Consider the following 10,224-nt stretch of genomic DNA (forward strand, 5'->3'; position numbering starts at 1 on the left):
GACGGTTGCTGATACCTACCTGACCTGATCCCGGCCAGGAAAGTTCCACGCCGGTCGGCGGGTGGCGAACGCATTCACCGCACGGATGCGGTCGGCAGCCGAGGTGTCGATCGCCGGTCTCATCGAGCAGGCCGCGCCAAATGTCGCTTACGGCCCGCGGCGACGTTGCCGCCGGCCCAGACGCAGGTCGCGGGCGCTGCGTTGCTCGTCAACGTCTGGGCGCTGGCCCGTGCCGAACCCTCTCACGATGGGGTGCCGTTGACACTGGACGCACCCCGCCAGACGGCGGGGTGCGTCCACGATGAACCGACGTCGGTCTGGCCGTCAGACGCGTCGACGCCCCCATCCGCCGGCCGCGATCGCCACGCCCACAGCGGCGAACGCGACCTGGATGAACAGTTCGATCCAGTCGATGCCCGCGGTGTCGGCGACGCCGATCCAGCCGGCGACCAGCGTGCCCAGGAAGGCGGCGACCACGCCGATGACGAGCGTCAACCAGATGGGGATGTCCTGCTTGCCGGGAACGACCAGGCGACCGAGCGCGCCGATGATCAGGCCGATGACGATGGCGGTTATGACGCCCGAGATCTCCACGAGTACTCCTCAAGAGCATGTGCTGCGTTTGACGGTCGGCGCCAACATTCCCTCGAGGACTCAGCCGCGAAACGTCCGCTAGGGCGTCCAGCCCGGTGCGACCTGCCGTCCTGAACCCTGCAGGTATGTCGACGGTTCGCCGGAGCGGGACAGCACCCGCAGCGTGGCGTGCGCCGGGACGTAGACGGCGTCGCCGGCGGCCAGGCAGGCGGTGGCGTAGGTCTCGCCGTCCTCCTCGTGCACGTCGACCCACAGCTCGCCCGAGGTGACGACGAGCATCGACTCGTCGTCGACCTTGCGTGGATCCTCGACGTGACCCGCGTAGACCCGACCGGTGGAGACCGTGAGGTGCTCGGTGTCGGCGAGCAGGCCGACCAGGTGGGTCGGCGACTCCGCGGCGAAGCCCCAGACGGCGTCGTCGGGGCGCACGACGTGCAGCCTGGTCGTGCTCAGGCGCTCGGCCCGGGCGTCCGGCCAGCGGCCCGACCAGCGCTGGTCGCGGTACTGGACCCGCTCGAGCATCGATTGGTGCCGCGCGTACTGCGAGGCGGTGCCGCGGCTCGGTGGCGGAGCGAAGAACTCCAGGACACGCAGCGGGCGGGCCGACGGGTTGAAGCCGTGGTGCCACGTGTCACGGTGGAACAGGACCTGCTCGCCCGGTGCCACCACGCGGACCTCGCCGTGCTGCGGGTCGGCGAGGACGAGCTCGCCCTCGAGGACGCAATACATGACGTCGGCCGCGAACACGGTCTTGTTGGTGGCACTGTGCCGGAACGCGCCGCCGGGCTCCAGCTCGAACTCGAGCACGTGCAGGGCCGAGGACGACACGTACACCCGGTCGGTCACCAGCCCGGCCTCGGTGTCACCCCAGACGTGATGGGCGGTCTCGCCGCGGCGGACGACGGCCGCCCGTTCGAAGGTCGGACGTGGCGTCGCTCGACGGCGCGGCATCGCGTCCGCCCGGATGCTCTTGTCGGCCTCATCCATCGCCGTTCTCCTTCCGACCAACCGCGCGGCAACGGATAGTACCATGATACCAATTGGTATTACCCGGATCGGAACGCACGGCCCGAGGACGGCTGGACCATGGGCACGGCGCTGCCGGCGGTCAGCCGGCTGCGGAACCGGTACCGGTCGCCGCGATAGGTGATGAGACCGGCCACGATGAGCCGGCCGGACTGATCGCTGACCTCCGACTCGGCGACGAGGACGGGCGATCCGGGCACCGTGCCGAGCAGCCGCGCGACCCGGATGTCGGCCGCCCGCGCCTCGACCGAGTAGTCGGCGGCGACGGGGGTGTGCCCCGCGGCCGTCAGCCGGGCGTAGAGCGACTCGTGCGACCAGTCCAGGTCCGGCAGCTCCGGGTCGATCGCCAGCGGCAGCAGGGTCGAGTCGATGGCCACCGGCAGGTCGTCGAGCGTCCGCAGCCGGTCCAGCTCGAACAGCGACGCTCCTGGCGCGATGCCGAAGGTCTCGGCCTCGTCCAGGGTCGCCGGTCGCGTGTGGACCCGCAGCGGCTGTGCGGCGACGGAGACGTACGTGTTGGCGACGAGGTCGTGGAAGGACAGCAGGGTGTTCGGCGGCTCGGCGAGCCGGTCGGCGGCCACGAACGTCCCTCGTCCCTGCACGGAGTAGACCAGCCCGTCGCGGGACAGCGACGCGAGCGCGCGCCGCACCGTGACCCGACTGACCCCGAACTCGCCGCTGAGCTCCCGCTCCGTGGGTAGCTGGTCGCCCGGCCTCAGGTCGCCGCGGGAGATGCGGTCCGCCAGGACCTGGCGGACGCGGGTCGTCAGGCGGCCGCTGCTCGAGGTCGTCACGGATACGGAGACTATCGCGGACTGCCCGGTTGCATGCATTGTCTTACGTGAGGTCTACTTGTATCGTCCGGGGACGATCATCCAACGGTGCGGCGTCGCCGACCGGAGAGGACGTGATCCCGATGAGCAGAAAGGTTCTGATCGCTGCGGCCGTGACCATGGTGGCCGCGCTGGCCACGGCCTGCACGACGCCTGGCTCGGCCCCGGCCGCCAAGGTCGACCCCTCCCAAGCCGTGCAGACCGACATCTCCGGCCTGCCGGCCACCACGCTCAGCGTCTGGACCTCCGAGAGCGGCAACCGGCTGGACATCCTCAAGCGCCTCGGTGACCGCTTCCATGAGAAGTACCCGAACGTCACGGTCAACTGGACGGTCCGCGACTTCGGCTCCTACCCCGCGCAGATCAAGCTGGCGCTCAGCTCCAACGACGGCCCGGACGTGGCGATCGGCAACCTCGGGTGGTCCCTCGACGGCCCGCTGATCAAGGCGGGCCTCTTCCGCCCGCTCGACGACTACGCCAAAGCCTACGGTTGGGACACCCGCTATCCGGAGGTCGGCCTCCGGCAGCTCAGGTTCACCGAGGACGGCAAGAAGTACGGCGAGGGCCCGATCTGGGGCACGCCGTACGCCTCCGACGTCATCGGTTGGTTCTACAACGGCGACCTCCTCAACCAGATCGGCGCGCAGGCGCCGGCCACAATGGACGAGCTCGAGGGAGTGCTCGCGAAGTCGAAGGCGGCCGGCCAGCAGCCGATCGTGTTCGGCAACAAGGACGGCTGGCCGGTCTGGCACCTGGTCTACGACCTCGTCGGGCAGTACTGCACGCCGGATCAGGTCGCCGGCGTCGTCTACGGCGACCAGGGCGCGACCTACCAGGACGCGTGCATCGCGCAGGCGGTGAACAAGGTCGTCGAGTGGAAGAACGCCGGCTACATCCGCGACGACGTCAACGCGATCGCACAGGCGGACGCGGGAGCCAACTTCCGGAAGGGCCAGGGGCTGTTCTTCCCCGCGGGCTCCTGGGAGGCCTCCGACATGCCCGCGCAGGTGGGTTTCTTCCTCACCCCGCCGCGCCAGCAGGGCGGCCCCGTCAGGGCGGTGGGCTCGTTCGGCTACGCCTTCCACATCGCCGCGCGCAGTGACAACGTGGCCGCCGGGGCGGCGTTCGTCGACTGGATGTCCAATGAGGACGCGGCCCGGGAGTTCTTCGCCTCCGGCGACATCGCGCCGCTTCCGGTCGACAGCCCCAAGCTCAAGGACGGCAAGGTGTTCTCCGACATCTACGGCGCGTGGAGCACCGTGCTGGAGAACGACAACCTGCTGCCCTACCTGGAGTTCGCGACGCCCACGTCGGCCGAGGTCAACTACCCGGTGCTGCAGCGGATCCTCGGCGGGCAGCAGAGCGTCGACGACGGCCTCAAGGCGATCGAGGAGAGCCGGGCGAAGTTCATAGCGGAGAACGCGGGATGACCGCACAGGGCGCTCCGGCCGTCAACAGTGCCGCACGGCGCCCCGCCGCGCCGGCGCCGCTCCCCCACCCGGGGGCACGGCGCCGGCGGCGACGCCGCAACCTGACGGCGTACCTCTATATCGCACCGGCGATGGTGCTGTTCCTGGTGTTCGCGCTCGGCCCGTTCCTGCACGCGGTGTGGCTGTCGTTCTTCGACTGGGACGGCATCACCATCGGCACCTGGACGGGTCTGGGCAACTACCGCGCCGTCCTGACCGACCCGATGATCAGGGAGGCGTTCGGGCATTCGCTGGTGTTGATCGCGATGTTCGCGACGATCCCGGTCGCGATCGGGCTCGCCATCGCCACGATCATGACCACCGTCCGGGTGCGCGGGTCGACGGCGTTCCGGGTCGCGATCTTCCTGCCCCAGGTGGTCTCCTCGGTCGTGGTCGGCGTCATCTGGAACTGGCTGTACGCCCCGGACGGGCCGATCAACGAACTGCTGCGCAGCGTCGGTCTCGGCAGCCTGGCCCGCCCGTGGCTGGGCGACTTCACCTGGTCGCTGCCCTCCATCGGGCTGATCGGCGCCTGGATGCTGATGGGCCTGTGCATGGTGCTCTTCGTCGCGGGCATCCAGCAGATCGACGGCAACCTGTACGACGCCGTCCGGGTCGACGGCGGCGGGCGGTGGCGCGAACTGCTCACCGTGACGATCCCCAGCCTGCGCTACGAGTTCGGCGTCGTGCTGACCCTGACCATCGTCGGCGCGCTGCGCACCTTCGACCTCGTGTTCGTCATGACGCGCGGTGGACCGGGGACGGAGACGACCGTGCCCGGGCTGCTGCTCTACAACCGGGCGTTCGTCGACGGGCGGGTCGGCCAGGCCTGCGCGATCGCGGTGATCCTGGCGATCCTGGTCTTCGCCATCACCGTGACCATCGACCGCGTCGCCGCGAAAGAGTCGTGACCGTGGTCAGCACTCGCGAGCGGGTCCTCGCCTACGCCTTCCTCACGTTCTTCGCGCTCACCGCGCTGTTCCCGATCGTCGGGGTCGTCATGCTGGCACTCAACCCGCGCGACGCCCAGGTGTCCGGCTTCAGCCTCCCCCAGGAGTTCCACCCGCAGACGTTCGTGGAGGCGTGGGAGATCGCGCAGCTCTCGACGTACCTGCGCTCGAGTGTCATCGTGTCGTTCTTCGTCGTCATCGGCACGACCGCGCTGGCGATCCTCGCCGGCTACGCGTTCGGCACCATGCGGTTCCGCGGCCAGGACTGGCTGTTCTACCTGATGCTGGCCGGGATGATCCTGCCGTTCGAGGCGGTGATCGTGCCGCTCTACTACGACCTGCGCCAGTTCAACCTGACCGACACCTACGCCTCGCTGATCCTTCCGCAGATCGGCGTCAACGTGTGCTTCGGGACCTTCTGGATGCGGGCCTACTTCCGCTCCGTACCCCGTTCGATGCTGGAGGCCGCACAGGTGGACGGCGCGGGCTCGATCCGCACCCTGCTCCGGGTCGCCCTGCCGCCCGGCAGACCTGCCGTGCTGACCCTGGTCGTGCTGCTGTTCATGTGGTCCTGGAACGAGTTCCTGCTGCCGCTGGTGATGGTGACCAAAGAGACGCTGCGCACCGCGCCGCTCGGGCTCGCCTTCTTCGCCGGCCAGCACACGACCGACCGGGTCGGCATGGCGGCCGCGGCGGTGATCGTCTCGGCGCCGGTCATCCTCGTCTTCGTCATCTTCCAACGCTCCTTCATCAGGGGCATGGCCGCCGGCGCGGTGAAGGAGTAGCGCGTGGCCCACGTGGACCTCGTGGGCCTCTGGCACGAGGCCTCCTTCCGACTCGTCGAGACGTACGACGTGGCGGTCGAGCGGGGTTGGCGGATCGCCCTGGACCGGCAGCCGTACGGCGAGGTGGTGCAGGTGCTCTCGGGGCACTGCCGCTTCTCGCTGGGCGGCGAGCACCGGGACGTCGGACCGGCGGAGGTCGGTGTGCTGCTGCCCGGCCCGGACCGGGTCACCGCCGACGTCGGGCCCGAGCCGCTGCGGTTGCGCGGCTTCGGGTTCCGGGTCGAGCTGTTCGGCGCGATCGAGCTCTCCGGCCTGCTCGGCCTGCCGCTCGCGATCTCGCGCCCGTGGCCCGACCTGGTCGACGGGCTGGCCGAGGCCGTGCGCTGGGGTCGCGTCGGCGGCCCGGCGGAGGCGTTTCGCGCCCGTGCCCACGCCGAGCTTGCCACGGCCTCGCTCGTCGAGCACCTGGGCGAGGTGCGGGCCCTCGGGGGCGCCGTGCGGCCGGAGGTCGCGGCCGCGCTGGCGCTCATGGAGCAGGAGGCCGGCGGCGCCCTCGACCTGGCGACGTTGGCGGCCGCGGTCCACCTCTCGCCGAAGCATTTCGCGCGGCTGTTCAAGCGGGTGACCGGCGTACCGCCGATGACCTATCTGCAGGCCCTGCGGGTCAGCCGGGCCCGCGCCGTGCTCGCGGAGACGCAGCGGCCGGTCGCCGCGATCGCGAGCGACCTCGGCTTCGCCGACGCCGCACACCTCAGCCGCGCGTTCCGCCGGGCGTACGGGACGACTCCACGCGACTTTCGGTCAGGTGCACGCTCCTCGGCGTCAAGAACTCGGGCGCCGGCGGGATGACGATGGCAGGTACCACCGAGGCAGAGGAGACACCGATGGTCGAGGTCACGTTGACCCAGGCACAGGTTGACCGGTTCCACGAGCGGGGCTTCCTGCGGCTCGCGGCGATCACCAGCCAGGAGGAGGTCACCCGCCTGCAGGGCGTCTACGACGGGCTGTTCGAGCCGGGTGCGCTCGTCTCCGAACGGGACCGGTACGAGCTCGCCGGCAGCCCCGACGCACCGCCCGCGCTGCCGCAGATCGTGAACCCGGAGCGTTACGCCCCGCAGCTCCTCGAGACCATCGCGTACCGCAACGCCACCCGGGTCGCGGCCCAGTTGCTGGGCGACGACGTGAAGCCCGGCGGCATGCACGCGATCCGCAAGCCGGCCAAGGACGGCGCGGCGACCCCATGGCACCAGGACGAGGCTTACTGGGATCCGGCGTACGAGCACCGGGGCATCAGCATCTGGATACCGCTACAGCCGGCGACCCTGGAGAACGGCTGCATGCAGTTCGTGCCCGGCAGCCACCACCTCGGCGTCCAGCCGCACCAGCTGATCAACGCCGACTCGCACGGCCTCGAGCTGGCCTCGCTCGAACTGGTCGAGGAGGCGGTGGCCTGCCCGCTGCCGCCCGGCGGCGCGACCATCCATTTCAGCCGCACCGTGCATTACGCGGGCCCCAACACCAGCACCGAACCGCGACGCGCCCTGATCATGGGCTTCTCCACGCCGCCGACCCTGTTGCCGCAACCGCGGCACATGCCGTGGCAGCGCCCCGAGTGGTACGCCTGACACCTGCCGAAAGGATCAAGAACATGCCCATGCGCCTCGGAGTCCTCGGACTCGGCAGCGTCTTCTGGGGTCCCTACTCCTCGTTGATCCAGCGGCTCGCCGCTGACGGCCAGGCCGAACTCGTGGCCGGGTACGACGTCGACGCCGGCAAGCGGAAGGCGACGGCCGCCCGCTTCGGCATCGACACCGACCTGGACGGCCCGGACGCGCTGCTGTCCCGCGACGACGTCGACGCCGTCCTCGTGCTCACCAGCATGAACGAGCACGGCGACCTGGCCCTCGCCGCCCTCGAACGGGGCAAACACGTGCTGGTCGAGAAGCCGATGGCGACCAGCCTGGAGCAGGCCCGCACGCTCGTCGACGCGGCCGCGGCGTCGGATCGGCTGCTGGTCTGCGCGCCGCACATCGTGCTGTCGCCGACCTACCAGGAGATGCACAATCGGGTACGGGCCGGCGAGGTCGGACCGTTGCTGCTGGGCCGCGCGCGCTACGGCTGGTCCGGCCCGTGGTGGGGCAAGTGGTTCTACCAGCCCGGCGGCGGCTCGCTGTTCGACCTCGGTGTCTACAACCTGACCGCACTCTGCGGTTTCTTCGGGCCGGTGCGCCGGGTGACCGCGATGGTGGGAGTCGCGATCCCGCAACGCGAGGCGGAGGGCGAATTGCTCGAGGTCCGCTCCGACGACAACGCCCACGTCGTGCTCGACTTCGGAGACAACCGGTTCGCGTCGATCGCGTGCGGCTTCACGATCCAGAAGTACCGGTCGCCCGCCATTGAGCTCTACGGCCGCGACGGGGTGCTCCAGATGCTCGGCGACGACTGGGCTCCCGAAGGGTTCGAGCAGTGGCGCAACGACCGCGGCTCGTGGGAGGTCGTGCCCGAGACCGACCGGAACTGGCCCTGGACCGACGGCCTGCGGCACCTGGTCGACTGCGCCAGGCGCGGCGTCCCGACGGTCAACCGACCCGAGCATGCCTACCACGCGTTGGAGGTCATGCTCGCGGCGAAGCGGTCGGCCGAGGAGGGCCGGGTCATCGAGATCGAGAGCAGCTTTCCCGCCCTGGACTACAGCGCGGTGGGCGACACCGGCGCCGACCACCGCCGGCTGCACGACCCCCGCTCGACATGACCGTTCTGGCGCTCGACCTGGGCGCCACCAATCTCCGTGGCGCGCTTGTCGACCGGGACGCCATCCTGCGCCGGGAGACCATCCCGACGAAGTCCGTCACGCTCCACGATGGACTAGAACGGCTGGTAACCGGACTGCTGCGGGTCCCGATCGCCGGAGTGGGAGTCGGCGTGCCCGAGTACGTCAACCAGGGCACAGTGACAAGCGCCGAGGTGCTCGACTGGACCCCCGACACCGCCGCACGCGTCGAGCGGCTGGTGGCCCGTCTGACGGGCGGTCCCGTCCCGGTCTTCGTCGAGGCCGACGTGCGGTGCGCGGCGAGCGCCGAGCACAGCCGACTCGACCGTCCCGACCGGATGAGCCTGCTCTACGTGTCCTGGGGCTCGGGCGTCTCCAGCACGCTCGTCCTGCCCGGCGGCGCCTGCTGGGCGGGAGCGCGCGGCGAGGCGCTGGCCCTCGGCGAGTGGCGCGACGAACGGGACCGCCGCCTCGAAGACGTCGCCTCCGGCCACGGCATCGAACGCGCGTACGCGGGAGGCGGCGACATCGACGCGATCGAGATCCACCGCCGCGCACTCGACGGCGACACGTTCGCGCGGGACCTGTTCGAGACGGCCGGCCTCACCCTCGCGACGGCCATCCGCCACCTGGTCGACGTCCTGGACCCGCACGCTGTCGTGCTCGGCGGTGGGCTGGGCGTCACCGAACACCTCGGCCAGACGGCTTTGCACACCCGCCTGGCCTCCGGTTGGCGACGCCGCGTCGCTCCCCCGGTGCTCCCTGCCCGCACCGGCGCGGACGCCGGCCTGTTCGGCGCCGCGATGCTGGTGCGTCCACGCTCCTCGGCCGGCGCAACCCCCTGACGAAGCCGCCCCTGCCTCTGGCCGGGGCGGCTTCGTTCACGCCGAACTTATTCGATGAACACCTTTACTGAGTCGGCCAAGCCGTCGTTTCGATTGATGCCGACGAAGAACTCGCTCCCCACATGGGTGACATCTTCGATCTCGTCGGTCAGGTTGTTGCTCGGAATCCCGATGTCGCTCTCCACATTGCCTCCGGACCAGTTGTACTGGTAGACCCAGTTCCACCCGGTTGCGGGCGTCGAGGTGTTGATCGACTTGGTGTTCCAGACATAGTTCTCGGAGCAGTCGATGCCCTGGTCGGAACGATTGTCGTGACTCGTCAGGTTGCTCTTCACCAGCGTCCATCCGCTCGTCAGCGCACCGGCGCCGGCATGGGTCCACATGCTGCCCAACCGTCGGGCGGCATACTTGCCGGCTCCGCCGGCAGCCGTCGCGCTGTAGCAGAGGCCGCTGATGTTGCCGATCGGCAGCCGCACTTCCGCGGTGGTGCCGACAGATCCGTCGGCGTTCAGGCGGACGATGGTCACCTTGTCGCTCAGGAACGCGGACTGGGTTCCTTGGGTGGCGATCAACGCCGGGCCCTGGCCCAGATAGTTCGCGTTGTACGCGAGGTCGTTGCCGTGCCCGAGGGTAGGGATGGAGGTTGGCGCCCCGGCGCAGACCCAGCTGGTGCCGTCCCAGGTCGAGCCGTCGCGCAACCACCTGGACAGAACAGGCTCCGCGCCGGCCGCCTTGGTGAAAATGATGTAGAGCTGACCGCCCGGCCCGGCCACCATGCCTTGCATGACCGTGCGACCCGCCTTGCACGCACTGCTGTTCGGGATGTTCAGCCGTTCCGCCCCGCTCCTGTCCGTAGCAGCGGAGGCGGACGCCGCCGGGACAACAGCGATTCCGATTGAGAGTGCGAGCGCGGAGGCGACGCTCGATAGTTTCTTCACTTCGGTATCTCTCC

At 69.9% G+C, this 10,224-nt stretch carries 11 protein-coding genes; 7 read left to right on the top strand and 4 right to left on the bottom strand.

Annotation, left to right across the window (positions count from 1 at the left end; translation table 11 throughout):
- Positions 1-324: 324 nt before the first annotated feature.
- From Air01nite_RS09280 to Air01nite_RS09290, 3 genes are all read right to left on the bottom strand, one after another.
- Entirely contained in the window at positions 325-594 is a 270-nt protein-coding gene (locus tag Air01nite_RS09280; protein ID WP_203701564.1) for a GlsB/YeaQ/YmgE family stress response membrane protein, read from the bottom strand.
- Between the two features lie 78 nt (positions 595-672).
- Positions 673-1,581 carry a cupin domain-containing protein gene (locus tag Air01nite_RS09285; protein WP_203701565.1) on the bottom strand — a complete coding sequence of 303 codons (909 nt, stop codon included), beginning with the start codon at positions 1,579-1,581 and terminating at the stop codon, positions 673-675.
- Between the two features lie 59 nt (positions 1,582-1,640).
- Entirely contained in the window at positions 1,641-2,414 is a 774-nt protein-coding gene (locus Air01nite_RS09290) for a GntR family transcriptional regulator (protein ID WP_203701566.1), read from the bottom strand.
- A gap of 122 nt (positions 2,415-2,536) precedes the next feature.
- Between Air01nite_RS09290 and Air01nite_RS09295 the strand changes: the two genes are divergently transcribed.
- The 7 genes from Air01nite_RS09295 to Air01nite_RS09325 are packed head-to-tail and all read left to right on the top strand — an operon-like array spanning position 2,537 to position 9,272.
- Positions 2,537-3,883: an ABC transporter substrate-binding protein gene (locus Air01nite_RS09295; RefSeq protein ID WP_203701567.1), complete on the top strand. Its 1,347-nt coding sequence runs from the start codon at positions 2,537-2,539 to the stop codon at positions 3,881-3,883.
- Positions 3,880-4,833: a carbohydrate ABC transporter permease gene (locus Air01nite_RS09300; protein WP_203701568.1), complete on the top strand. Its 954-nt coding sequence runs from the start codon at positions 3,880-3,882 to the stop codon at positions 4,831-4,833. Before Air01nite_RS09295 ends, Air01nite_RS09300 begins: the two co-directional genes overlap by 4 nt.
- Positions 4,834-4,835: 2 nt before the next feature.
- The gene (locus tag Air01nite_RS09305; protein WP_203701569.1) at positions 4,836-5,657 is read left to right on the top strand and encodes a carbohydrate ABC transporter permease; all 822 of its coding nucleotides are present in this window, start codon (positions 4,836-4,838) and stop codon (positions 5,655-5,657) included.
- A gap of 3 nt (positions 5,658-5,660) precedes the next feature.
- Positions 5,661-6,506, top strand: a complete 846-nt coding sequence (locus Air01nite_RS09310) for a helix-turn-helix transcriptional regulator (RefSeq protein WP_203701570.1) — start codon at positions 5,661-5,663, stop codon at positions 6,504-6,506.
- Positions 6,507-6,541: 35 nt separating this feature from the next.
- Positions 6,542-7,282: a phytanoyl-CoA dioxygenase family protein gene (locus Air01nite_RS09315; RefSeq protein WP_203701571.1), complete on the top strand. Its 741-nt coding sequence runs from the start codon at positions 6,542-6,544 to the stop codon at positions 7,280-7,282.
- Between the two features lie 23 nt (positions 7,283-7,305).
- Complete coding sequence (locus Air01nite_RS09320; RefSeq protein ID WP_203701572.1) at positions 7,306-8,409, top strand: Gfo/Idh/MocA family protein; 1,104 nt, start codon at positions 7,306-7,308, stop codon at positions 8,407-8,409.
- Positions 8,406-9,272 carry an ROK family protein gene (locus tag Air01nite_RS09325; protein WP_203701573.1) on the top strand — a complete coding sequence of 289 codons (867 nt, stop codon included), beginning with the start codon at positions 8,406-8,408 and terminating at the stop codon, positions 9,270-9,272. The genes Air01nite_RS09320 and Air01nite_RS09325 overlap by 4 nt, the downstream gene beginning before the upstream one ends.
- A 47-nt stretch (positions 9,273-9,319) precedes the next feature.
- Here the strand turns inward: Air01nite_RS09325 and Air01nite_RS09330 are convergent, their stop codons facing one another.
- A complete protein-coding gene (locus tag Air01nite_RS09330; RefSeq protein ID WP_203701574.1) occupies positions 9,320-10,210 on the bottom strand; it encodes a hypothetical protein in 891 nt (296 codons plus the stop codon).
- Positions 10,211-10,224 lie beyond the last annotated feature (14 nt).

Origin of the sequence: Asanoa iriomotensis (genome assembly GCF_016862515.1) — a bacterium.
Classification (GTDB): domain Bacteria; phylum Actinomycetota; class Actinomycetes; order Mycobacteriales; family Micromonosporaceae; genus Asanoa; species Asanoa iriomotensis.

Bases quoted from the DNA above. Each gene is read 5' to 3' on its own strand.
- Air01nite_RS09315 (WP_203701571.1), top strand. From the start codon at position 6,542: ATGGTCGAGGTCACGTTGACCCAGGCACAGGTTGACCGGTTCCACGAG.
- Air01nite_RS09285 (WP_203701565.1), bottom strand. From the start codon at position 1,581: ATGGATGAGGCCGACAAGAGCATCCGGGCGGACGCGATGCCGCGCCGT.
- Air01nite_RS09295 (WP_203701567.1), top strand. From the start codon at position 2,537: ATGAGCAGAAAGGTTCTGATCGCTGCGGCCGTGACCATGGTGGCCGCG.
- Air01nite_RS09325 (WP_203701573.1), top strand. From the start codon at position 8,406: ATGACCGTTCTGGCGCTCGACCTGGGCGCCACCAATCTCCGTGGCGCG.
- Air01nite_RS09320 (WP_203701572.1), top strand. From the start codon at position 7,306: ATGCCCATGCGCCTCGGAGTCCTCGGACTCGGCAGCGTCTTCTGGGGT.
- Air01nite_RS09300 (WP_203701568.1), top strand. From the start codon at position 3,880: ATGACCGCACAGGGCGCTCCGGCCGTCAACAGTGCCGCACGGCGCCCC.